Annotated in this window: 21 protein-coding genes; 14 read left to right on the forward strand and 7 right to left on the reverse strand. The window is 75.5% G+C overall.

Features of this window, described 5'->3' with window-relative positions; genetic code table 11:
- The first annotated feature begins 86 nt into the window (after positions 1-86).
- Together BDZ31_RS15280 and BDZ31_RS15285 are read left to right on the forward strand one after the other, a co-directional pair.
- Positions 87-1196: an LLM class flavin-dependent oxidoreductase gene (locus BDZ31_RS15280; RefSeq protein ID WP_183343205.1), complete on the forward strand. Its 1110-nt coding sequence runs from the start codon at positions 87-89 to the stop codon at positions 1194-1196.
- Positions 1196-1885, forward strand: a complete 690-nt coding sequence (locus BDZ31_RS15285; RefSeq protein WP_183343206.1) for an HAD-IA family hydrolase — start codon at positions 1196-1198, stop codon at positions 1883-1885. Before BDZ31_RS15280 ends, BDZ31_RS15285 begins: the two co-directional genes overlap by 1 nt.
- Here BDZ31_RS15285 and BDZ31_RS15290 read toward each other — a convergent pair.
- Entirely contained in the window at positions 1872-2552 is a 681-nt protein-coding gene (locus BDZ31_RS15290) for a TIGR00266 family protein (RefSeq protein WP_183343207.1), read from the reverse strand. The two genes, BDZ31_RS15285 and BDZ31_RS15290, sit on opposite strands and share 14 nt — an antisense overlap.
- A gap of 170 nt (positions 2553-2722) precedes the next feature.
- On the opposite strand from BDZ31_RS15290, the gene rpiA reads away from it, so the two are divergent.
- The 3 genes from rpiA to BDZ31_RS15305 all read left to right on the forward strand — a co-directional run bounded on the left by rpiA (position 2723) and on the right by BDZ31_RS15305 (position 7194).
- Positions 2723-3376, forward strand: coding sequence for a ribose 5-phosphate isomerase A (gene rpiA / locus BDZ31_RS15295; RefSeq protein WP_183343208.1), 654 nt, complete (start codon positions 2723-2725; stop codon positions 3374-3376).
- A gap of 88 nt (positions 3377-3464) precedes the next feature.
- Positions 3465-4475, forward strand: a complete 1011-nt coding sequence (locus BDZ31_RS15300) for an NADP-dependent oxidoreductase (RefSeq protein WP_183343209.1) — start codon at positions 3465-3467, stop codon at positions 4473-4475.
- Positions 4476-4587: 112 nt separating this feature from the next.
- Positions 4588-7194, forward strand: coding sequence for an AAA family ATPase (locus BDZ31_RS15305; protein WP_183343210.1), 2607 nt, complete (start codon positions 4588-4590; stop codon positions 7192-7194).
- On the opposite strand, the gene BDZ31_RS15310 is transcribed toward BDZ31_RS15305, so the two are convergent.
- Positions 7175-8239 carry a UDP-N-acetylmuramate dehydrogenase gene (locus tag BDZ31_RS15310; RefSeq protein WP_183343211.1) on the reverse strand — a complete coding sequence of 355 codons (1065 nt, stop codon included), beginning with the start codon at positions 8237-8239 and terminating at the stop codon, positions 7175-7177. The genes BDZ31_RS15305 and BDZ31_RS15310 overlap by 20 nt on opposite strands.
- Before the next feature lie 165 nt (positions 8240-8404).
- Here BDZ31_RS15310 and BDZ31_RS15315 point away from each other — a divergent pair, with 165 nt between their 5' ends.
- The 4 genes from BDZ31_RS15315 to BDZ31_RS25560 all read left to right on the forward strand — a co-directional run bounded on the left by BDZ31_RS15315 (position 8405) and on the right by BDZ31_RS25560 (position 11781).
- Entirely contained in the window at positions 8405-9475 is a 1071-nt protein-coding gene (locus BDZ31_RS15315; RefSeq protein ID WP_183343212.1) for a L,D-transpeptidase family protein, read from the forward strand.
- Between the two features lie 51 nt (positions 9476-9526).
- The gene (locus tag BDZ31_RS15320) at positions 9527-10255 is read left to right on the forward strand and encodes a DUF3159 domain-containing protein (RefSeq protein WP_183343213.1); all 729 of its coding nucleotides are present in this window, start codon (positions 9527-9529) and stop codon (positions 10253-10255) included.
- A 122-nt stretch (positions 10256-10377) separates the two neighbouring features.
- Complete coding sequence (locus BDZ31_RS15325; RefSeq protein ID WP_183343214.1) at positions 10378-10581, forward strand: hypothetical protein; 204 nt, start codon at positions 10378-10380, stop codon at positions 10579-10581.
- 162 nt (positions 10582-10743) lie between these two features.
- Complete coding sequence (locus BDZ31_RS25560; protein ID WP_183343215.1) at positions 10744-11781, forward strand: collagen-like protein; 1038 nt, start codon at positions 10744-10746, stop codon at positions 11779-11781.
- 206 nt (positions 11782-11987) lie between these two features.
- Here BDZ31_RS25560 and BDZ31_RS15335 read toward each other — a convergent pair whose 3' ends face one another.
- Positions 11988-13472 (reverse strand): hypothetical protein, encoded by a 1485-nt coding sequence (locus tag BDZ31_RS15335; RefSeq protein ID WP_183343216.1) that lies wholly within the window; start codon positions 13470-13472, stop codon positions 11988-11990.
- Positions 13469-14032 carry an RNA polymerase sigma factor gene (locus BDZ31_RS15340; protein ID WP_183343217.1) on the reverse strand — a complete coding sequence of 188 codons (564 nt, stop codon included), beginning with the start codon at positions 14030-14032 and terminating at the stop codon, positions 13469-13471. Before BDZ31_RS15340 ends, BDZ31_RS15335 begins: the two co-directional genes overlap by 4 nt.
- Before the next feature lie 144 nt (positions 14033-14176).
- On the opposite strand from BDZ31_RS15340, the gene BDZ31_RS15345 reads away from it, so the two are divergent.
- The 3 genes from BDZ31_RS15345 to BDZ31_RS15355 all read left to right on the forward strand — a co-directional run bounded on the left by BDZ31_RS15345 (position 14177) and on the right by BDZ31_RS15355 (position 17767).
- Positions 14177-15133 carry an ROK family protein gene (locus BDZ31_RS15345; RefSeq protein WP_183343218.1) on the forward strand — a complete coding sequence of 319 codons (957 nt, stop codon included), beginning with the start codon at positions 14177-14179 and terminating at the stop codon, positions 15131-15133.
- A gap of 457 nt (positions 15134-15590) precedes the next feature.
- Positions 15591-17069, forward strand: coding sequence for an MFS transporter (locus tag BDZ31_RS15350; RefSeq protein WP_183343219.1), 1479 nt, complete (start codon positions 15591-15593; stop codon positions 17067-17069).
- 47 nt (positions 17070-17116) lie between these two features.
- On the forward strand, positions 17117-17767 hold the full coding sequence (locus tag BDZ31_RS15355) for a TetR/AcrR family transcriptional regulator (RefSeq protein ID WP_183343220.1): 651 nt from the start codon (positions 17117-17119) through the stop codon (positions 17765-17767).
- Here the strand turns inward: BDZ31_RS15355 and BDZ31_RS15360 are convergent.
- The gene (locus BDZ31_RS15360) at positions 17751-18971 is read right to left on the reverse strand and encodes a Bcr/CflA family efflux MFS transporter (RefSeq protein ID WP_183343221.1); all 1221 of its coding nucleotides are present in this window, start codon (positions 18969-18971) and stop codon (positions 17751-17753) included. The genes BDZ31_RS15355 and BDZ31_RS15360 overlap by 17 nt on opposite strands.
- 65 nt (positions 18972-19036) lie before the next feature.
- Here BDZ31_RS15360 and BDZ31_RS15365 point away from each other — a divergent pair, with 65 nt between their 5' ends.
- Together BDZ31_RS15365 and BDZ31_RS15370 are read left to right on the forward strand one after the other, a co-directional pair.
- Positions 19037-20530: a DHA2 family efflux MFS transporter permease subunit gene (locus BDZ31_RS15365; RefSeq protein WP_183343222.1), complete on the forward strand. Its 1494-nt coding sequence runs from the start codon at positions 19037-19039 to the stop codon at positions 20528-20530.
- Entirely contained in the window at positions 20527-20979 is a 453-nt protein-coding gene (locus tag BDZ31_RS15370; RefSeq protein WP_183343223.1) for a MarR family winged helix-turn-helix transcriptional regulator, read from the forward strand. Before BDZ31_RS15365 ends, BDZ31_RS15370 begins: the two co-directional genes overlap by 4 nt.
- A gap of 58 nt (positions 20980-21037) precedes the next feature.
- Here the strand turns inward: BDZ31_RS15370 and BDZ31_RS15375 are convergent, their stop codons facing one another.
- Entirely contained in the window at positions 21038-22042 is a 1005-nt protein-coding gene (locus tag BDZ31_RS15375; RefSeq protein ID WP_183343224.1) for a glycosyltransferase, read from the reverse strand.
- Between the two features lie 144 nt (positions 22043-22186).
- Positions 22187-23077 (reverse strand): NAD(P)-dependent oxidoreductase, encoded by an 891-nt coding sequence (locus BDZ31_RS15380; protein ID WP_183343225.1) that lies wholly within the window; start codon positions 23075-23077, stop codon positions 22187-22189.
- Positions 23078-23121 lie beyond the last annotated feature (44 nt).

The raw sequence follows: 23121 nt of genomic DNA on the forward strand, positions 1-23121 counted from the left end.
TCAGTGGATCGAACGGCGAAGGTGTGACGCGCCACCTCGCGCTCCACCGCGGAGGCGGCGGAGCGCGCCGCTACCATGGAACTTCGATGTCCGCCGAACAACGCGTCCTCCCTCCCGTCTCCGTCCTCGACCTCGTCCCCGTCACCGACGACGGGTCGCCGGGCGAGGCGCTGCAGCGCAGCCTCGACCTCGCGCGCCACGCCGAGCGGCTCGGCTACACCCGCTACTGGGTCGCCGAGCACCACAACATGCCGGGCATCGCGAGCGCCGCGACCGCGGTCGTGATCGGCCACCTCGCCGCCGGCACCGAGACGATCCGCGTCGGCGCCGGCGGGATCATGCTGCCCAACCACGCGCCGCTGACCGTCGCCGAGCAGTTCGGCACGCTCGACGCGCTCTATCCCGGCCGCATCGACCTCGGTCTCGGCCGCGCGCCCGGCACCGACCAGCTGACCGTCCAGGCGCTGCGCCGCGACCCCTCGCGCGCCGACGACTTCCCGCGCGAGGTCCAGGAGCTGCGCGCCTTCCTCGGCCCGGTCGAGCCCGGCCAGCCTGTCCAGGCCGTCCCCGGCGGCGGCAGCGAGGTGCCGGTCTGGATCCTTGGGTCGAGCACCTTCGGCGCCCAGCTCGCCGCGCTGCTCGGCCTCCCCTACGCCTTCGCCTCCCACTTCGCGCCCGATGCGCTGCACGAGGCGCTGCGGCTCTACCGCGAGCGGTTCGCGCCCTCCGAGCAGCTCGCCAGACCGCACGCGATGATCGGCGTCAACGTCGTCGTCGCCGAGAGCGACGCCGAGGCCCGCCGCCTCTTCACGACGATCCAGCAGGGCTTCGCCGACCTGCGCCGCGGCCGCCCTGGCCGCTACAAGGCGCCGATCGACGACATCGAGGCGTATTGGAGCCCGGTCGAGAAGGCGCAGGCGTCGCACATGCTCCGCTATGCCGTCGTCGGCGCGCCGGAGACGGTCCGCGCCGGCCTCGACGCGCTCGTCGCCGAGACCGGCGCCGACGAGCTGATGGTCGTCTCGGCGATCCACGACCACGCCGCGCGCGTGCGCTCGTACGAGCTGCTCGCGGAGCTGGCCGGCCTCGACGGGCCGGTCGATCCGGCGAAGGCGCCCGGCGACGACCGCATCGCCGCCCGCACGGCAGCGGCCGCGACCGCGTCCGGTGCCGGCGACGCGCAGGCGGCCGCCTGATGGCCGCCCCGCACCCGGCCGAGGCGTTCGCCGGCCACACCTTCGACGGGATCCTCTTCGACCTCGACGGCACGCTGATCGACTCGCGCATCGCGCTGGAGCGGGCGTGGGGCCGCTGGGCGGCCGAGGAGCGGATCGACCTGTTCCAGCTGCAGGGCAGCCACGGCATGCCGGCCGCCGAGATCGTCGCCCGCCTCCTGCCCGCGCCGCGGGTCGAGGCGGCGCTGGCGCGGATCGTCCGCTACGAGGAGACCGACACCGACGGCGTCGTCGCGCGCCCCGGCAGCCACGAGGCGCTGGCCGCGCTGCCGCACGGGACCGCCGCCCTCGTCACCTCCTGCACCCGCGTGCTCGCCGCCGCGCGCGCCGGCGCCGCGAGGCTGACGCTGCCCTCCGCGGTCGTCACCTTCGACGACGTCACGCGCGGCAAGCCGGCGCCCGACCCGTTCCTCGCCGGCGCCGCGGCGCTCGGGCTCGACCCGTCGCGCTGCCTCGTCGTCGAGGACGCGCCGGCCGGCCTGACCGGCGCCCGCGCCGCCGGCTGCGCGACGCTCGCCGTCGACGGCACCCACCACCTCGACGAGCTCGACGCCGACGCCGCCGTCCCCGACCTCTCGCACCTGCGCTTCGAGGCCGGGCCCGGCGGGGTGCGGCTGCTCGCGGCGGCCGCGTCGGCTACGCGCGGCTGAACGGCAGCGACGTCGTCAGCCAGGAGATCAGCGCGCTGGGGTCGCGCGACTGGGTCAGGACCCGTCCGGGGCCGCTGAACTCCATCACGAGGCCCTCGCCGGACTTCAGCGTCGCCATCATCCCCTTCGTCACCTTGCGGGTCGTGAACTGGACCGTCGGGTCGAACGCGACGACGTGGCCGGAGTCGATCACGACCGACTCGCCGGCCGCCAGCTCGACGGTGTCGAGCGCGCCGTAGCAGGAGACGACGACCGTCCCCGTCCCGGTCGCGTGGACGAGGAAGCCGCCCTCGCCGCCCATCAGGTTCTTGAAGCCGCCCCACTTCGTGTCGAGCTCGATCGTCGCCGCCGACGCCAGCCAGTTGCCGCGCGAGACGTTGAGCGCGCCGCCGTTCAGCTCGATCGTCGTGACGTCGCCGGGCAGGTTGGCGGCGACGTCGACCCAGCCGCCCTCGGCCGGCGCGTGGAAGGTCGTCACGAACAGCGACTCGCCGCCGAGCATGCTGCGCTTGAGGCCCTTCATCAGGCCGCCCTGCATCTTCGCCTCGATCGCGACCCCGGCCGAGTGGGCCATCATCGCGCCGGACTCGGCCTTGATCGACTCGTTGCCCGAGAGCTGCACGCGCGCGACTGCGAAGCTCGGGTTGTGGCGGGTGGTGACGTTCATGGCCGGCAACGTAGCGAGCGCGCAGGCGCACCGGCGGTCCGACCCCGACAGCGGCTTCCCGCCCGCTGCCGCCTGCCGGCGGCGTAGAGTGCGCTCGTGAACGAGGAGCCGAGCGGCCCGATAACCGCTGCGAGCCGCCGGCACGGAGCCGGCGCCGTAGCATGCCGGCCGTGATCGAAGCCGAGAAGCGGGTCGCGGCGGAGGCGGCGGCGACGCTGGTGCAGGACGGGATGACGGTCGGCCTGGGGACCGGCACGACGGTCGCGCAGCTGCTGCCGGCGCTCGCCGCGCGCGACCTGCGCGGCGTCCGCTACGTCTCGACCTCGCCGCGGACCGAGGCGGCGGCGCGCGCGCTGGGGCTGGCGGTCGAGCCGTTCGCGCTGCCGGCGCTCGACCTCGCGATCGACGGCGCCGACCAGGTCGCGCCCGACGGCTGGCTCGTCAAGGGCGGCGGCGGCGCCCACACGCGCGAGCGGCTCGTCGCGGCGGCGGCGCGGCGGTTCGTCGTGATCGTCTCCTCCGACAAGCCGGTCGAGGCGCTGCGGCCGCCGGTCCCGCTTGAGCTGCTTGCCTTCGGGCTGGAGTCGACGCTGCGCCGGCTGCCCGGCGCGCGGCTGCGCGAGCCGGCCCAGCCGTCGCCCGACGGCGGCCTGATCGCCGACCTGCACGAGCCCGACGGCCCGCTCGCCGACCCGGCCGCGCTCGCCGCCGGCCTCGACGCGACGCCCGGCGTCGTCGCGCACGGCCTCTTCCCGCCGTCGCTCGTCGCCGACGTGTTGATCGCGCGCGGCGGCGAGGTCGAGCACCGGCGCCTGCGGGCGTGAGGTCCGGTCGTCTCGCCCCCTCGGCAGGGCGGCGACGACCGAGGTTCCTATGCTCGAAGGAGGAACCGACCGAGGAGGAACGCGAGAGATGGGCCATGTGAGCCGCGAGATCCATCTGGCGCAGCGCCCGCATGGCGTCCCCGACGCCGACACCTTCGCGCTCGAGGAGGTCCAGCTCCCCGACCCGGGGCCCGACGAGATCCTCGTCCGCAACCACTGGATGAGCGTCGACCCGTACATGCGCGGGCGGATGAGCGGCGCGAGATCGTACGTCGCGCCGTACCAGGTCGGCGCGCCGCTGGAGGGCGGCGCGGTCGGCGTCGTCTGCAAGTGCGGCAGCGGCCGCTTCGACCCCGGCGACGTCGTGCTCCACGGCCTCGGCTGGCGCGACATGGCGCTCGTCAGACACGACGCCGCGCAACGGCTCGACATCTCGCGCGTGCCCGAGCAGGCGTACCTCGGGATCCTTGGCATGCCGGGGCTGACCGCCTACGCCGGGCTGGTCGAGGTCGCGCCGGTGAGAGCGGGCGACGTCGTGCTGATCTCGGCGGCCGCCGGCGCGGTCGGCAGCGCCGCCGGCCAGTTCGCGCGCAAGCTCGGCGCCGCGCGCGTGATCGGCAGCGCCGGCGGACCCGAGAAGTGCATCCACGTCGTCGAGGAGCTCGGCTTCGACGCCGCGATCGACTACAGGCAGGGCGAGCTGGAGGACCAGCTCCACGACGTCGCCGCCGACGGGATCGACGTCTACTTCGACAACGTCGGCGGCGAGCAGCTCGAAGCCGCGATCGGCGCGCTGCGCGTCCACGGCCGGATCGCGATCTGCGGCGCGATCTCGCAGTACAACGCGACGAGACTGCCGCCCGGCCCGCGCAACCTCTTCCGCCTGATACAGACGCGCGGGACGATCCGCGGCATGCTCGTCTCCGACCACGCCCACCTGAAGCGGAGATTCTTCGAGCAGGCCGGCAGATGGCTCGCCGACGGCTCGCTCAGATACCACGAGACGGTCGTCGAGGGGCTGGAGAACGCGCCGCGGGCCTTCTGCGACCTGCTCGCCGGCGCCAACACCGGCAAGATGCTCGTGCGGCTGGTCGACTGAGGTCGCTCCCGTGGCCGCCCGGCGACGCGAGATCGCGCCGGCGCGCCGGGCCGGCGCGCAACCGTTCGCCCGCCCGAACGCACCGCGCTCCGGGCGATCTACCCTTCGGGTCGTGAGGCTGCACGGACGCGATGGCGAGCTGGGCGCGATCGAGCAGGCGGTCGCGAGCGCCGGCGCCGGCGAGCGGCGGATGCTCGCCGTCAGCGGCGAGTCCGGGATCGGCAAGAGCGCGCTGCTGGAGGCCGGCGCGGCGCTTGCGTCGGCGAGCGGCTTCACCGTGCTGCGCGGCCGCGCCGGCGAGCATCTGCGCGAGGTCGCGTTCGGGCTCGTCGTCACCGCCCTCGACCGGCCCGCCGCCGCGCTCGGCCGCCGCGAGCTGGCGGCGCTGCCGCCGGAGCTGGGCGCGATCCTGCCGGCGGCGCGCGACGACGGCGCGCCCGCGCCGCCGACCGGCGGCCCGGCCGAGCGCTTCCGCCTGCACGCCGCGGTGCGCAAGCTGCTGGAGCGGCTCGGCGCCGAGCGGCCGCTGGCGCTCGTGCTCGACGACGTGCAGTGGGCCGACGAGGGCACGATCGAGCTGCTCCTGCACCTGATGCGCCGCCCGCCGCCGGTCCCGTTCCTGCTGCTGTTCGCGCTGCGCCCGTCGCGCGGCGGCGCGAGGCTGCTCGACGCCGGGCGCGCCACCGACGGCTGGCGGGAGCTGCGCCCCGCGCCGCTCGGCCGCGCCGCCGCGAAGGCGGTGCTCGGCTCCGGGCTGGAGCCGGCCGTCCGCGAGCGCGTCCTGCGCGAGTCCGATGGCCGCCCGCTGTTCCTGCGCGAGCTGAGGCGCGGCTGCATGCTCGCCGCCGCCCACCACGAGCCGGCGCCCGACGCCGTCTCGGAGTCGCTCGCGCGGGAGCTGGAGGTGCTCGGGCCGCGGACGAGAGCGCTGCTCGACGGCGCCGCGATCGCCGGCGACCCGTTCGACCCTGCCGTGGCGGCGGCCGCCGCCGAGCTGACCGAGGCCGAGGCGCGCGCGGCGCTGGAGACGCTCGTCGCCGGCGAGGTCGTGCGGCGCGAGGGCGACGACCTGTTCGGCTTCCGCCACACGCTCGTCCACCAGATCGTCGTCGACGCGACGCCGCGCGGCTGGCGGCGCGACGCCCACCGCCGCGCCGCCGCCGCGCTCGCCGCCGGCGGCGCCTCGCCGGCGCTGCGCGCCCACCACGTCCGCCACCTCGCCGGCCCCGGCGACGAGCAGGCGGTCGCGCTCTTCGTCGAGGCGGCGCAGGCGTCGCTCGACGCCTCGCCGTCGGTAGCCGCGCACTGGTACGCCGCGGCGCTCGCGCTGCTGCGCGACGCCGAGCCGGCACGGCGGGCGCAGCTGCTCGCGCCGCTGGCGCTCGCGCTCGGCGCCGCCGGCCGCCTCGACGAGAGCCGCGCGGCCTTCGACGACTGCCTCGCGCTGCTGGCGCCCAACGCCGCCGAGCGGCGCGCGGCGCTGCTCGCCGCCGTCACCGTCGCCGACGTCTTGCTCGGCGCCTTCGGCACCGCCGCCGTGCGGCTCGACGCCGCCCTGGAGGAGGCGCCGCCGGCCGCCCGGCCGCGGCTGCTCCACTACCGCTCCGAGGTCGCCGCCTTCGCCGACGACCCCGACGGCATCGTCGACTGGGCCGATCGCGCCGCCCGCGAGCTGGAAGGCCGCGACATGGAGCCGCTGCGCGCGGCCGTCGAGTCGGAGCAGGCGCTCGGCCGCACGCTTCGCGGCGAGCCCGACCAGGGCCTGATGACGCAGGCCGAGCGGCGCCTGCGGGCGGTCGGCGACGGCGAGCTGGCGGCGCACGTCGACGCCGCCTGGACGGTCGGCGGCAACCTCGCGCGGGTCGAGCGCAGCGCGGAGGCGGCGCCGGTGCTGCGGCGCGGGATGCGGCTCGCGCGCGAGTCGCTCCAGAGCCATCTCGTCTTCCACGTCCACCTGCTGCTGACGATCGCCGAGCTGCCGCTGCTGGAGCTCGACGCCGCGCAGGAGCACGCCGACGCCGCCGAGGAGGTCGCGCGGCTGCAGGATCTCTCCTACGAGCTGGCGTTCGCGCTCGCGCTGCGGGCGCAGGCGCTCGCCGCGCGCGGCGAGCGCGACGCCGCCCGCGAGGCCGCGCGCGACAGCGACGCGCTGCTGCGCCTCCACCAGCCGCACGGCGCGACCGCAGCCAGCCGCGTCGGCAACGCGCTGCTGCTCCACGGCGACGACCCGGAGCGGCTGCTCGCGGCGCTCACGCGGATCGGCGGAGAGGAGCTGCGGCGGCTCGACCGCACGGCGCTGTCGGTGCCGCTGCTCGCGGCGACCCGCGCCGCGCTCGCGCTCGGACGCCACGACGAGGCGCAGCGGTGGGCCGAGCGGGCGGTCGCGGCGGCGGCCAGCGGCGACCTGCCCGCGACTTCGGTGCGCGCCGAGCGCGCCGCCGCGGAGGTGCTGCTGGCGGGCGGCGCGACCGCCGAGGCGCGCCGCGTCGCCGCCGGCGCCGTGCGGATCGCGGCCGGCCACGGGCTGCTCGCGCAGGAGCTGGAGGCGACGCTCCTGCACGGCCGCGCGCTGGCGGCGGCGGGCGAGCGAGACCAGGCGGCCGACCATCTCGAGCAGGTGGTGCAGCGTGCCGCCCGCCACGGCGCGCTCGCGCTGCGCGACGCCGCGAGCGCCGAGCTGCGGCGGGCCGGCGCGGCCCCTACCAGCGGTGGCCGATGAAGACCGGCTCGGGCACGAGCGCGACGCCGAAGGCCGCCTGCACGCCGGCGGCGATCTCGCGCGCGAGCGCGACCAGCTCGGCGGTCGTGCCGCCGCCGCGGTTGACGAGCGCGAGCGTGTGCTTGGCGGAGATCCCGATCCGGCCGTCGCCGTGGCCGCGCTCGAAGCCGGCCCGCTGGATCAGCCACGCCGCCGAGGTCTTGACGCGGCCGTCGGGCTCCGGGAAGGCCGGCGGGTCGCCGGCGCCGTCGGCGGCCGCGCGCGCCCGCAGCGCCGCGAACGCCGGCGCGTCGAGGATCGGGTTGGTGAAGAAGGAGCCGGCGCTGACCGAGTCGGGGTCGCTCGGGTCGACGACCATCCCCTTGCCGCGGCGCAGGCGGAGGACCGCCTCGCGCACCTCCCGCAGCGGCGCGCGCTCGCCGACCTCGACGCCGAGCGTCCGCGCCAGCTCGGCGTAGGCGACTGGCCGGCCGAGGCCGTCCGGGGCGGCGTCGAGGTCGAAGCGGACCGACAGCACGATCCGCTCGTCGCTGCCCTTGAAGGCGGAGTGGCGGTAGGTGAAGGCGCAGGCGGCGGCGTCGAGCTCCTCGACGGCGCCGCTGCGGCGGTCGAGCACCCGGACGGAGGCGACCGTCTGGCTGACGTCCTGGCCGTAGGCGCCGACGTTCTGGATCGGCGTCGCGCCGGTCGAGCCGGGGATCCCGGACAGCGCCTCGATCCCGGCGAGCGCCTGCGCGCCGGCTTCCGCGACGACGTCGTCCCACCGCTCGCCGGCCTGCACGAGCAGGCTGTCGCCGTCGCGCTCGATCCCGCGCGTGCGGACGAGCACGACCGTGCCGTCGAAGCCGTCGTCGGCGATCACGACGTTGCTGCCGCCGGCCAGCACGAGCAGCGGCTCGCCGGCGGCGTCGAGCTCGCGCACCGCGGCGATCAGCTCCTGCTCGGAGGCGGCTTCGACCAGCCGCCGCGGCGGGCCGCCGAGGCCGAGCGTCGTCAGCTCGGCGAGCGGCGCGGCGGCGCGCTGATCCTGCGACGGGACGGGCATCCGCGGCGACGATAGCGGCTGCCCGGCGGCCTCGCGGCGCCGTCGGCGCGGCGCGCGCGGCGCCTCGCCGTCTCCTCCCCTCGTGGTCAAGACGCTGACATTGGTGAGGATCGTTGAACGCGATCTTTCAACTCGCGCCGCCGCGTCGTCTACCTTCTTGGACTCGTGCCAACGCGCTCTCACACGTCTCGAGCACGGACGCTCCTGATCATCGCGGGCGCGATCGTGCTGCTGCTGGCCGCCGCGGTCGGCTTCCTCGGCTGGAACGCCAACGCGGCCAGCGACCGCATCCCGAACGGCGTCACGATCGGCGGCGTCCACGTCGGCGGCATGTCCGCCGCGGAGGCGCGCAGAACGCTCGACCGCGCGATCGGCAGACCGGCCCAGCGCCCGGTCCAGGTCGAGGTCGACGGCAGAACCGTCGAGCTCTCCGCAGCGAGGGCGGGCGTCGCGATCTCCTTCGACGCGGCGATCGAGCGCGCCCTCGCCCGCGGCGAGGAGGGCAACTTCCTCACCCGCGGCTGGCGCGAGCTGACCGGCGGCGAGGTCGACGGCAACGAGACGCTGAAGGTCGCCGTCAAGGAGAAGGCGGTCGGCGCCTTCGTCGACCGGATCGCCAAGCAGGTCGACAGACCGGCCGTCGACGCGGCGCTGGCGATCTCGCTCGACAGCGTCACCGTCACGAGATCGCAGGACGGCGCCAGGCTCGCCGACCCGAGAAGACTGCGCCGCCAGCTCGTGCGCGCGCTCCGCAAGCCCCGCGGCGAACGCAGATTCGCCGCCGCCGTCACCGTCGTGAGACCGGAGAAGACGACCGACCAGGTGTGGGAGGCGACCCCGACGGTCGTGACCGTGTCGAAGTCGTCGACGACCGTCCGCGTCTTCGTGAGAGGCGAGCTGACGAAGACCTACAACGTCGCGGTCGGCTCGGCCGAGTACCCGACGCCCGAGGGCCAGTTCGCCGTCCAGACGATGCAGGTCGATCCGCCCTGGAACGTGCCGAACTCCGAGTGGGCCGGCGACCTCGCCGGTCAGGTGATCCCCGGCGGCGCGCCCGACAACCCGCTGAAGGAGCGCTGGATCGGCTTCGACGGCGCCGTCGGCTTCCACGGCACCGCCGACGTCGGCTCGATCGGCAGCGCCGCCTCGCACGGCTGCGTCCGCATGGCGCCGGCCGACGTGATCGACCTCTACGAGCGCGTCGCGATCGGCACGCCGGTCATGGTCGCCGCCTGATCGCCGACACGGCGACGCAGCGACCGTCCCGACTCCGTCACCATTGACGGGATGAGCGAGCAGCAGCTCCACGACCCGCGCCGCGACTCGGTCGCCGCCGCGACCCGCGCGCCGACGGCCGGCGCCGCCTTCGCCGAGGCGCTCGGCGGCCCGCTCGGGATCGTCGAGTCGGCGCTGCCGGCGGCCGCGTTCGTGATCGCCTACACCGTCGGCGGGCTGGAGCCGACGCAGGCGGCGATGGTCGCCGTCGCGATCGGCGTCGTGCTCGCGATCGCCCGCCTCGCGCGGCGCCAGACGGTCCAGTTCGCGCTGTCGGGCCTGTTCGGGATCGCGATCGCCGCCTTCATCGTCTCCCGCACCGGCAAGGCCGAGGACTTCTTCCTCCCCGGGCTGCTGCTCAGCGGCGCCTACGTGATCGGCCTCGCCGGCTCGATCTTCCTGCGCTGGCCGATCGCCGGCGTCGCGCTCGGGCTCGTCTCGCAGACCGGCACGGCATGGCGCAGAGACCCGGCGAAGGTGCGGATCTACTCGCACGTGACGTGGATCTGGGTCTTCGTCTTCGCCGCCCGGCTGGCCGTCCAGCTGCCGATGTACCTCGCGGGCGCCGTCGTCGCGCTCGGCGTCGCGCGCGTCGCGATGGGCCTGCCGCTGTTCGCCGTCGGCATGTGGCTCTCCTGGCTCGTGCTGAAGCAGGAGGGCGCGCTGCAGGCCGCCCAGGAGGCGATCGCCGACGCCGAAGACGGCGACCGCGGCGCCGACGCCCCCGCCCCGCCCCGCTGATCCGCCGCCGCCCGCGCCCGACACCCTGGCGCGTCCGCGCTCTCTGGCGGTTTGTACAGGTTGTTCCTGTACGAACCGCCAATGATCCGAGGCCGCTTCGCCATCGCGCTACGATCGGTTGCATGGGCAACGATCCTGCGTGCACCACCGGGCTCTGCGGCACCGACGTGCCGCCGCTCGTCGGGAGCGTCCTGACCGGCGTCGGGATGACGCTGCCGCAGGCGGCGCGAGCGCTCGAGCAGGGCCGCGAGCTCCAGCTCACCGACGTCCAGCGCCGCCTGGTCGAGCAGTGGGCCGAGCGGCAGCTCGGCGATCCCGCGCGCTGAGCGGTGCGCGCCGCACGCCGCGGCCGCAGGCGCGCCGACCGACCGGTCGCCGAGCGGGGGGCGCTGGCTCCCGCCGGCCCACGCGCCAGCTAGTCTGACGCCCCTCGGTCCGGCGGCGGTCGCGCCCCGGCAGATCGCTCGAAGCTACGGAGGGACGCACGGATGCGCCGTTGGATCGCCGGAGCCGCCGCCTGCGCGGCGCTCGCCCTCGCCCCGTCGGCCGCGCGGGCAGACCTCGTCCCGTTCGTCGACTGCGTGGAGCTGACCGCGGGCGCGAACGAGAACGTCTGGTTCGCCTACGCGAACAGCGATCCCACGACCGTGACCGTCGACGTCGGGGTGCCGAACTACTTCCTGCAGGCGCCGAACTTCCGCCCCGGCCAGCCGATCGAGTTCCAGCCCGGCGTCCGGCGCAGGGTGTTCAGCGTCTCCCACGACGTCGACGCCGGCCCGCTGACGTGGCGCCTCACCGGCGCGGATGCCGAGGCGACGGCCGCCTCGCCGCGCTGCGCCGCAGCCCTGATCGTCTGGCGCGGCACGTGGAACGCGCTGACCGCATACGCGACCGGCGACACCGTCTTCGCCAACGGCTCGTCGTGGATCGCGACGGCGCCGAGCACGAACGTCGAGCCGGCCGAGGGGACGAGCTGGAACCTGCTGGCGGCCGGCGCCTCCGGTCCCGCCGGTCCCCAGGGCCCGGTCGGTCCAGTCGGTCCCCAGGGCCCGGTCGGTCCAGTCGGTCCCCAGGGCGCGGACGGCGCGGTCGGGCCGGTCGGTCCCCCGGGCCCGCCCGGCGCGGACGGCGCGGACGGGCCGGTCGGTCCCGAGGGCCCGCGCGGCGCGGTCGGCGCGGACGGGCCGGAAGGCCCGCGGGGCCTCCAGGGACCGCCCGGCGCGGACGGCGCGCCGGGCGAGCGGGGCGCGACCGGACCGCCGGGCGAGCGGGGCGCGACCGGACCGCCGGGTGAGCCCGGACCGGCCGGCGCGGTCGCCGGCGCGAAGGCGCGCCGCTTCGGCCGCAAGGGCCTCGCGACCGTCGTCGACCGGCGCGTCCGCACGACGAGCGTCGTGCTGGTGCAGTACGCCGACCCACGCCGCCGCTCCCTGCGCCCGACCAACGTCCGCGCGACCCGCACCGGCCGCTTCGTCGTCGCCGGCGAGCCGGGCGCCCGCTTCCGCTGGATCGTCGTGCAGCCGTAGCCGCGGCGCCTCGACGTTCACCACACCGCCCCCGCCGGGGCGTCGCCTGGCCCCGTCCCGGCGCTGTCAGCGTCCCCAGCGGCGCCGCGCGCCAGGCGCCTCACCGCCGCCCGCGCAACGCGCCGCGCACGGCGGCGTCGTGCACCAGGCGCCTCACCGCCGCCCGCGCAACGCGCCGCGCACGGCGGCGTCGTGCACCAGGCGCCTCACCGCCGCCCGCGCCACACGACGCGCCCAGCCCTGTCGCGCCAGGTCTCGCCGACGACCCGGACGCGGCCGGCGCCGCGCGGGACCGAGACGGCCGCGAGGTTGCCGCGCACGGTCACGGTCCGCCGCAGGCCGTCGGCGAAGGCCAGCTCGACCGTCGCAGCCGCGTCGGGCACGATGCCGTGGACGAGCGACCAGCCGCGTCTGCGACCGGCGCTGCGGGAGCCCCACCCGCCGCGGACGCGGTCGGATGTGATGCCGCCGTAGATCGCGAGCCGCGAGTCGACGAGCATCACGTGGACCTCTCTCGCCACCCGCCGCCGCACCCGCTCGAGCCGCGCCGCCTCGCGTCGCAGGCGCGGGGTCGTCGACCGCAGGCAGCCGTCCGGAGGCTTCGGCAGCTGCCGCCGCATCGTGACGAGGAAGAGCGGCCGGCCGTCGGGCGCGGTCCCGGTCCGGCGCAGCGCGCCGAGGTCGATCTCGCCGCGGTACGGCATCAGGAACGGCCGCGCGAAGCGCCCGCGGGGATCGCCTCTGCCGAGCAGCCGCCGGACCAGCCACGCCGGCCGGTCGTCGGGCCGCTGGGCGCGCCGCAGGGCGCCGTACCCCTCGCGAATCGCCGGCGGGAACGGCAGCGCGGCGTCTGACAGCGTCACGTCGTCGATCCCGGGCGGCTCGCAGCCGCGCGGCAGGAAGCCGGCGCTGCCGGCGCCGCCGTTGGGGATCCCGACGGCGCCCAGCTCGCGGCCGGCACCGTCGAAGGCGACCGCGCGCGCCATCGGGTTGGCCTCCGTCACCTCGCCGACCCAGAGCGCGAACGGCCGCTCGACGCCGATCGCGTCGAGGAGCCGACGGTCGTGCATGCGCACGATCCGCGCCGGCTCGGCGACCCGCCGCTCGCCGTGACCGTGCGCCAGCGTGACGCGCGCGGCAGCCGGCGAGACCGCGCCGAGCAACGTCGAGGGACCGCGACCGCCGAGCCGGTCGAGATAGCCCTGCCAGTCGATCGCCCGCCCCTCGCGCGGCACGTCGACCGCGCAGCCGCCGCCGATGTTGGCGATCGCCGGGAAGTCGATCGCGACGCACAGCCCGCTCGTCGTCTGGAAGGCGATCAGCTGCCAGCTCCAGCCGCTGTGCGGCTGGCGGCCGCGTCCGATCACGACCGGTCTGGTCGTCTCGCGCAGCCCGGCGGCGCGCTGCTCCGCGGTCAGCCGCACGTACGTCAGCGTCGGCGGGCCGCCGACCTCACCGCGCCCGGCGAGCAGCCCGGCCGCGCCGCCGACGCCGGCCAGCGCGACCGTGACGCCGCCGGCCAGCAGCAGCGTGCGCCCGGAGCGGCGCCGCAGCCACGCGATCGGACCGCGCCCGCCGCGCCGTTCAGGCCGACCTCCGCTCGGGAGGAGGCGTCGCAGGCCGCGGCGCGCCGTCTGCCGCTCGGCGGCGTCACGCAGCTCGCTGCCGAGGCGCGGGATCAGGTCGCTCATGCTTCCTCCTCCAAGTGGGCGCGCAGCGTCGCGAGGCCGCGGCTGACGCGCTGGCGCACGACCGCCTCAGAGCAGCTCAGCTCGCGCGCGATCTCGGGATAGTCGCGCTCGTCGAGGATCCGCGCGACGACCGCCTCCCGCTGCGCCGCCGGCAGCCCGTCGAGCAGCCGCAGCAGCGGCCTGCGCCCGCCGGCGGCGAGGTCGGCGAGCGTCTCGACCCGCTCGAGGTCGTCGTCGGTCACCTGCAGCGGCTGCATCCGGAGCCGGCGCCGGGCGCGATCGGCGACGACCCCGCGTCGGGCGGCGTCGGCGAGCTTGTTGCGGGCGATCGCGAACAGCCACGCCGCCGCCGGCGCCTCGCTCGGCCGGTAGCGGCGGCTGCCGCGCAGCGCGGCCGCGAACGTCTCGGCGGCGAGGTCGGCCGCTGCCTCCGGCTGGCGCGTGCGGACCGCGAAGTAGGCGAGCACCGCCTCGGCGTAGCGGAGGTAGAACAGCTCGAAGGCGCGCGGCTCGCCGGCGGTCGCGCGCAGCAGCTCCTCGTCGGTGCGGGCGTCGTCCATCTCATCCGACTCAATCGCACGACAAGTGCGCGTGTGACAGACCGTTCGCCAGGCGGCCGGCGGCCCAAGAGCCCGGCCCCTCGGCCGCCGGCGCCGCGGACTCCTGCGTGTTTGGCGCGCAGGATCGCCGACTATGCTGGCCCCATGTCAGCACGCGGCGGGATCGACCTCGGCGGGACGAAGATCCAGACGGTCGTCGTCGACGAGGACAACCGGGTCCTCGGACAGGCGCGCCGCGCGACGCCGCTGAAGGGCGGGCCGCAGGACGTCGCCGAGGCGATGGCGGCCGCCCTGCGCGACGCGGCGGCCGAGGCCGGCGTCGAGCCGCGCGAGCTGACCGGCGTCGGCGTCGGCTCGCCCGGCGCGATCGACGCAAGCGCCGGCTCGGTCGGCCAGGCCCGCAACCTGCCCGACTGGGAGGGCGTCTTCCCGCTCGCGGCCGCCCTGACCGACGCGCTGGAGGGCGTGCCGGTGAGACTCGGCAACGACGTCTCGGTCGCGACCGACGCGGAGGTCGCGCTCGGCGCCGGCAGGGACGCGCGCTCGCTGCTCGGCGTCTTCTGGGGCACCGGCGTCGGCGGCGGCGTCGTGCTGGAGGGCAGGACGTGGGACGGCGAGGGCGCCGCCGGCGAGATCGGCCACATGGTCGTCAAGCAGGGCGGCGCGAGATGCCCGTGCGGCCGCCGCGGCTGCCTGGAGGCGTACGCGGGGCGCGGCGCGATGGAGGCACGCGCCCGCAGGCGCCACCAGGAGGGTGAGAAGACCGACCTCTTCCACCTGATGAGGAAGCACGACAGACCGCGGCTGACGAGCGGCATCTGGGCGCGCGCGCTCGCGCACGGCGACAAGCTCGCGATCGAGCTGGTCGACGAGGCGGTCGAGGCGCTCGGCACCGGCGTCGCCTCCGCGGTCAACCTGCTCGACGTGCAGGTCGTGATCATCGGCGGCGGCCTCGGGCTGCGGCTGGGCGAGGAGTACCGCGCGCGGATCGCCGACGCGATGATGCCCCACCTCTTCAACGACGACCGCCCGCCGGACGTGCGGCTGGCGGCGCTCGGCGACCTCGGCGGCGCGATCGGCGCCGCGCTCCTGGTCGCCTGACGCGCCCGACCCGGACCAATGGCGCCCTGGGGGTGATATGCACCCCCAAAGCGCCACTCCTCCCCACGCGCGGGGCGGCTACGGCGCGTTCGGCGCCGGGTCCTCGTTGTCGCGCTCCTCGGGCGGCGGGGTGCCCTCGCCCTCGTAGTCGACGTCGCTGTCGAGCGGCGGCGCGTCGGCGGTGATCATGTCGTCGTCGTCCGGCGGGTTGCTCGACTGCGCGTCGCCGAGCGACGCCTCGCCGTGACCGACGCGATCGGCTTCCTTCGTGCGATCGGCTCATGGCGGGAGTCTGCCCCGGCCGCGGCGCCGCGATGCGCCGAACGCGGCCGTCCGACGCGGCCGCCCGAGCGCGGCGATCTTCACAGAACGCTAACCGGAGCGGCCGCTCCCCTTGTGCTACCTTGCGCAACCGGATCAACCACTCCGGTTACATCAAGGGACGGAAGAAGACCGCATGTCAACACAGGCCCCAGCCGCATCCGCGCAGGCCTCGAGCACGGAGACGAACCGCTGGGTCGTGCTCGTGCTCGTCTGCCTCGCCCAGTTCATGGTCGTGCTCGACGCGACGATCGTGAACGTCGCGCTGCCGTCGATCCAGTCGGACCTGAACTTCAGCCCGGGCAACCTCGCCTGGATCATCAACTCCTACACGCTGCTCTTCGGCGGCTTCCTGCTGCTCGGCGGCCGCGCCGCCGACCTCTTCGGGCGCAAGCGCGTCTTCCTCGCCGGCGTCGTCCTCTTCAGCATCGCGTCGATGCTGTGCGGGCTGGCGCAGTCGCAGGGGACGCTGATCGCCTTCCGCGCCCTCCAGGGCCTCGGCGCCGCGCTCGTCTCCCCCGCCGCGCTCTCGATCATCATGACCACCTTCGCCGACGGCGCCGAGCGCACGAAGGCGCTCGCCGTCTGGGGCGCGATCGCCGCCTCCGGCTCGGCCTTCGGCCTGCTGCTCGGCGGCTTCCTGACCGAGTCGCTGTCGTGGGAGTGGATCTTCATCGTCAACGTCCCGATCGGCATCGCCGCCTTCCTCTTCTCGCTCAGACTGATCCCCGAGTCCAAGGGCGAGAGCGACGGCCAGAGCTTCGACCTCGTCGGCGCGCTGCTCGTCACCGGCGGCCTCGTGTCGCTCGTCTACGCGATCGTCAAGGCCGGCGAGGAGAGCTGGGGCTCGAGCGCGACGCTCGGCTTCGGCGCGCTGGGCATCGTGCTGCTGATCGCCTTCATCGCGATAGAGACCCGCCATCGCGACCCGCTCGTGCGGCTCGGGATCTTCAAGATCCGCTCGCTCTCGACCTCCAACGGCGTGATGCTCGTCGTCGCCGGCGGCATGTTCGCGATGTTCTTCTTCGCGACGATCTACGTCCAGGAGGTGATGGGCTACTCGCCGCTGAAGGCCGGCCTCGCCTTCCTGCCGTTCACCGTCGGCATCATCGCCGGCTCGGTGATGGCCCAGCAGCTGATCCCGCGGATCGGCGTGCGGCTGCAGATCCTTGGCGGCCTCACGCTGGCCGCGATCGGCCTGCTGCTGATGACGCGGATCACGCCGGAGGGCTCCTACGCCGCCGAGCTGCTGCCGGCCGTGATCGTGATGTCGATCGGCATGGGCAACACGTTCGTCCCGCTGACGCTGCTGGCGACGACGAACGTCGAGGCCGAGGACGCCGGGCTCGCCTCCGGCCTCTTCAACACCTCCCAGCAGATCGGCGGCGCGCTCGGCCTCTCGATCCTCTCGACGCTCGCCGCGTCGCGGACCGACGGCCTGATCGCGGACGGCTCCAACCCGGTCGGCGCGCTCGTCGACGGCTACCACCTCGCCTTCCTGATCGGCGCGGTCTTCATCGCCGCCGGCGCCGCCGCGATCGTCCTGCTGATCCGCAGAAGGGACGTCGCGTCGATCAACGCGGCCGAGGCCGGGCAGGTCCAGATGGCGCACTGACGGCGGCGACGGAGGAGCGGACCTCGGTATCGTCGAAGCGAGACGCGATGGCGACGGTCGACACCACACGAGGCGGCGAGGCGCAGCGGACGCTGCGGGCCGACGCGCGACGCAACCGCGAGCGCGTCCTCGCCGCCGCCTCCGCGGCCTTCGCCGAGGAGGGCTTCGACGTCGGCGTGGCGGCGATCGCCAGACGCGCCGGCGTCGGCACCGGGACGCTCTTCCGCCACTTCCCGACGAAGCTCGAGCTGGAGGTCGCGGTCGTGCTCGAGCGCGCCGCCGGGATGAGCGAGAACCTCCAGGCCGCGCTCGCCGAGCCCGATCCGTGGGAGGCGTTCACGACGCTGATGACCCGGATCGTCGAGCAGACCTCCTCCGACCGCTGCCTCGGCCAGGCGACGAAGCCCGAGCTGCTCGGCGACCCGCGCATCCAGGAGCTGCAGGACGAGCTGCTGCGCGGCGTCGAGGAGATCCTCAGACGCGGCCGCGACGCCGGCGTCCTGCGCCGCGACGTCACCGCCGAGGACATCCCGGTGCTCGCCTCCGCGATCGGGACGACGATGGAGCGCTTCCGCACCAGCCAGCCGGAGCTGTGGCGCCGCTACCTCGGCGTCGTGCTCGACGGTCTGCGGGCCGACGGCGCCGCCCCGCTGGAGCCGGGCCCGCCCGGCCCCGACCTGCTCAGCGGGACCTGCTGAGCGATCCCCCGCGCCCGTCCGGCCGCGCCAGCAGCGCGAAGGCCGCGACCGACGCCGCGCCCAATCCGGCGATCACGAGCGCGAGCGGCAGCGCCGTCTCCGCGCCGCCGATCCCCGCCAGCGGCGCGAACGCCCCGCCGAGTGCGAACTGCGAGAGGCCCAGCAGCGCCGCGGCGCTGCCCGCCGTGCTCGGGTCGCCGGCGAGCGCCAGCGCCGTCGCGTTCGGCGCGACGAGGCCGTAGCTGGAGACGATCGCGAAGAACGACGGCAGGATCGCGACGAGGCCGCCGCCGAGCACGACCGCGGCGAGCAGGCCGGCGGCGCCGGCGACGCCGAGCCACAGCCCCGCGGCGAGCAGCCGCCGCGGAGCGACCGCTCCCGCCAGCCGTCCGCTGAGCTGCGCGAGCAGGACGATCCCGAGGGCGTTGACGGCGAAGGCGACGCTGAACGCCTGCGCCGACAGCCCGTGGATGTCCTGCAGGACGAAGGGCGAGCCGGCGATGTAGCAGAACATCATCGCGGCGCCGAGCCCCTGCGCGAGCGTGTAGCCGACGAAGACGCGGTCGCGCAGCAGACGCCCGAAGACGCCTATGGTCGCGCCGAAGCCGCCGCGGTGGCGTGCCTGCGCCGGCAGCGTCTCGGGCACCCAGCGCCAGCCGACGAGGAACAGCACGACGCCGACCGCCGCCAGTGCCCAGAAGACGCCGCGCCAGTCGGTGACGCCGAGCAGCTGGCCGCCGGCGATCGGGGCGACGATCGGCGAGAGGCCGTTGACGAGCGTCAGCAGCGCGAACGCCCGCGCCGCGGCCTCGCCCTCGTGGAGGTCGCGGACGACGGCGCGCGCGATCACGATCCCGGCAGCGCCGGCGGCGCCCTGGACCAGCCGCAGCGGGATCAGCGTCCAGATCGACGGCGCGACCGCGCACAGCGCGGAGACGAGCGCGTACAGCGCCAGTCCGGCCAGCAGCGGGCGGCGACGGCCGCGCGCGTCGCTGAGCGGCCCGGCCAGGAGCTGCCCCGCGGCGAGGCCGATCATGCAGGCCGTCAGCGTCAGCTGCGTCATCGGCGCGGAGGTGCCGAGGTCGCGGCTGAGCTCCGGCAGCCCCGGCAGGTACATGTCGAGCGAGAGCGGCCCGAACGCGGTCAGCGCGCCGAGCGCGACGATCGGCGCGCGCGTCCGCGAGCGCCGTGTGATGGAGGTCACAGCAGGCGAAAGATCGTTCGTGTTCTAATCTTTCGGCACCTAAAGATTCCTAGCGTCAGGCCCCGATGTCCGAATCTCATACTGCCTCACCCGCCCGCGGCGGCGTGCCCTCGCACGTCTGGCCGATCGCGATCGTCGTGATCCTGGGCATGATCATGTCGGTCCTCGACACGACGATCGTCAACGTCGCGCTCGAGGACCTCTCACAGGAGCTGCGCGCCCCGCTGGACGAGATCCAGTGGGTCGTCACCGGCTACATGCTCGCGCTCGCCGCCGTGATCCCCGTCACCGGCTGGGCGGCGACCCGCTACAGCGCGCGCCGGCTCTACATCGCGTCGCTCGTCCTCTTCACGCTCGGCTCGCTGCTGTGCGGCCTCGCCTGGTCGCCCGGGACGCTGATCGCCGCCCGCGTGCTGCAGGGGCTCGGCGGCGGCATGCTCGCGCCGATCGGCCAGATGATCCTCGTCAAGGCCGCCGGCCCGAGAAACCTGCCGCGCATCATGAGCGCGATCGGCGTCCCGATCATCCTCGCCCCCGTCTTCGGCCCCACGCTCGGCGGCCTGTTGATCGAGCACGCCGGTTGGGAGTGGATCTTCTTCGTCAACCTTCCCGTCGGCGTCGCGGCGGTCGCCGCCGCGGTCAAGCTGCTGCCCGGCGACAGCGGCGACCCGGCCGCCGGCCGGCTCGACGCGATCGGCCTCGTGCTCGTCGCGGTCGGCCTCGTCGGCGTCACCTACGGTCTCGCGGAGAGCGGCACGGCCGGCAGCCTCACCGACGACAGCGTCCTGATCCCGGCGCTCGGCGGACTCGTCCTGATCGCCGCCTTCGTCGTGCGCGCGCTGCGGATCCCGAGACCGCTGCTCGACGTGCGCCTGTTCGCCAACAAGGCGTTCACGGCCGCGTCGCTGACGACCTTCTGCCTCGGCGCGGCGCTGTTCGGCGCGATGATCCTGATGCCGCTCTACTTCCAGACGGTGCGCGACCAGGACGCCGTGCAGACCGGCCTGCTGCTGATCCCGCAGGGGCTCGGCGCCGCGATCGCGATGGCCTTCTCGGGCCGTGCGACCGAGCGGCTCGGCGGCGGCATGACCGCGCTGATCGGCGGCGTCGTCACGATCGTCACCACGGTCCCGTTCGTGCTGATCGGCGCCGAGACCTCGTTCGTGCTGCTCGGCGTCGCGATGGTGCTGCGCGGCTTCGGCATCGGCATGTCGATGATGCCGTCGATGACCGCCGCCTTCGCGGTCCTGCGGCCCGACCAGATCAACCACGCGACGCCGCAGCTGAACGTCGTCCAGCGCGTCGGCGGATCGGTCGGCACGGCGATCCTCTCGGTCGCGCTCAGCAGCCGGATCGCCGACGCCGGCGGCGCCTCCGCCACCCCCGCGGCGGTCGCCGACGCCTTCGGCTCGACCTACCTGCTCGTGCTGCTGGTGACGGTCGTCGCGCTCGCGCCGACGATCCTGCTGACCGTCGTCGAGCGGCGCGCCCGCGCGCGCGACGCGGCGACGCCGGTCCCGCCGGAGGCGCTCGCGGAGCTGGAGGCCGAGGCGGCATGAGCGCGGAGGCGGCCGCGCGCGAGCAGCGGACCGACGAGCTGCGCGCCGCCTTCGGCGAGCTGCTCGCGGCCGAGCGGCGGCTGCGCAGCCGCGACCCGCAACGGCCCGGCGCGCTCTCCTACGCCCAGGTGCGCGCGCTCGCGCGGCTCGACGACGCCGAGCAGGCGACCGCCGGCGAGCTCGCGAAGGCCGCCGACCTCACCCCCGCGAGCGTCACGGCGATGCTCGACCAGCTCGAGCAGGCGGGGATGGTCGAGCGCCGGCGCGGCCAGTCGGACCGCCGCCAGGTCGTCGTCTCGCTCACGCCGGCCGGGCGTGCGCTGCTGCGCGAGAAGCGCGCCCGCTGGCGCGGCTGCTGGGAGGCCGCGACCGACGACCTCTCCGAGCGAGAGCTCGAGGCCGCCGGTGTCGTGATGCGGCGGCTGGCCAGGCTGCTCGACGGCCTCTGAGCCGGCGTGCGGCGCGCCGCCGGGCCGCAGCTCCGGGCGCCCGACCGGCGCCCGACCGTCAGCCGGCGCGCCCGGCCGCGGCGGCGTGCTCGAACACGGCCTCCAGCTCGCCGACGTGGTCGAGCACGACCTCCTTGGCGGCCCATCTGCGGCCGGCCGCCGACAGGCGCCGGCGCGCCTCCTCGTCGACGACCAGCGCATGCAGCGCGGAGGACCACTCGCCGTCGGCGACCAGCCGGCCGCCCTCGGCCTCGCCCATCCAGGCGTAGCCGCCGACCGGCGAGGCGAGCCACGGGATGCCGAGCGCCGCGTACTCCTTCAGCTTGACGTTCGAGCGCGTCTGGTTGAACGAGACGTCGGCGAGCGGCGCGATCGCGACGTCGCAGCGCGCCAGCTGGCCGGGCAGGTCGTCGTAGGCCTGCCAGTCGAGGAACTCGTAGCGCGGGCTCGAGATCCCGAGGTCGGTGCCGATCGCCAGCAGGCGCAGATGGAGATGGCGCTCGAGCAGGTTGACGAGCGCGTCGCGGATGCCGAGCCGGTCGAAGTCCCAGCGGTGCTCGGCCATCGCCGCCCACCCGACCGTGACGCCTCTGCCCGGCAGCGTGCGCGGGCGCGTGAAGGTCGGCGGCAGGAAGTTCTCGACGACCTGCACGTCGGCGGCGCCGGCGGCGCGATAGCGCTCGGCGAGCTCCTCGGTCGGCGCGACGACGACGTCGGCGAGCCGCACCATCGCGTGCTCGTCGGCGATCGCGCGCTGGCCGCCGAGCCCTCTCAGCGCGGCGGCGACCGGATGGCCGGAGGGCGCCGCGGTCAGGTCGAAGTCGTTGTCGTAGACGATCCCGACGCCCGCTTGGCGCAGCTGTCTCGCGAGCCGGCGCGCCGGCTGGTGCGAGAGGCGGAAGAAGTGGACGACGTCGACGTCGAGCAGGGGGCCCGGGTCGCCGACGGCGTTGCGCTCCTCGACGTGGACGCGATGGCCGTTGATCGCCAGCGCCTGCATCGGGATGAACGAGCGGTACAGCGAGCTGGGCGCCCCCTCAGGCACCAGCGAGACGATCTGCATCAATCGGAGCATGCCTGGGGCGCGCGAATTAAGCAAACGATCGCGGCGGACGGGCGTCCAATCCGCGCGGCGGCGCGGGCGGCACCGGCGGCACGGAGCGCCGCGCGCCGGCGCCGGCGGGCGCGTTGCCGCGGCCCGGTCCGCTCAGTCGTCGAGCCGCAGGCCGGCGAGGCTCTCGAGCACCTCGACGACCGCGGCGAAGTCCTGCTCGCCGAGGCCGCGGCCGACGCCGGCGCTCAGCAGCTCGCGCGCCTGCGCCGCGGCGGGGAACGGGACGCCGAGCTCGCGGGCGGCGTCGAGCGCGAGGCCGGCGTCCTTGAGCATGTGCTCGAGCTTGAACAGCGGCGCGAAGTCGTGGTCGAGCATCGGCTGCGCCTTCAGCTCGACCATCCGCGAGCCGCCGGCCGATCTCGGCAGCACCTCGACCATCCGCTCGAGGTCGACGCCGGCGCGCTTGCCGATCAGCAGCGCTTGCGCGAGCGCCGTCACGTTCGCGGCGGCGAGCGCGTTGCTCAGCACCTTGACGGTCTGGCCGTGGCCGACCGGTCCGACGTGGACGATCGTCTCGCCCATCGCGTCGAGCACCGGCCGCACGCGCTCGACGTCGGCCGGCTCGCCGCCGACCATGATCGTCAGCGTGCCGTCGGCGGCCTTCGGCGCGGAGCCGGTGACGGGCGCGTCGAGGAAGCGGGCGCCGTGCTGCGCCAGCCGCTCCGCGAGCGCCCGCGCCTCGGCCGGCGCGATCGTCGACATGTCGATGCAGTGGAGGCCCTCGCGCGCCGCCTCGGCGAGCCCGCCGGGGCCGAAGATCACCTGCTCGACCTGGGCGCCGTCGACGACGATCGTGACGACGACGTCGCAGCGGACCGCGACGTCGGCGGGCGTGTCGGCGACCTCGCCGCCGTGCTCGGCGGCCCACGCCTCGGCCGTCGCGCGGGTGCGGTTCCAGACGAGCACGGGATGGCCGGCGCGGCGGACGCACGCGGCCATCCGCGAACCCATGATCCCGAGGCCGATGAAGCCGACGTGCTCCATGGCGGTGGATCCTATCCCGTCGCCGCGCCGCGCAAAGACCTCGG

The sequence above is a fragment of the Conexibacter arvalis genome (genome assembly GCF_014199525.1).
Lineage (GTDB): Bacteria > Actinomycetota > Thermoleophilia > Solirubrobacterales > Solirubrobacteraceae > Conexibacter > Conexibacter arvalis.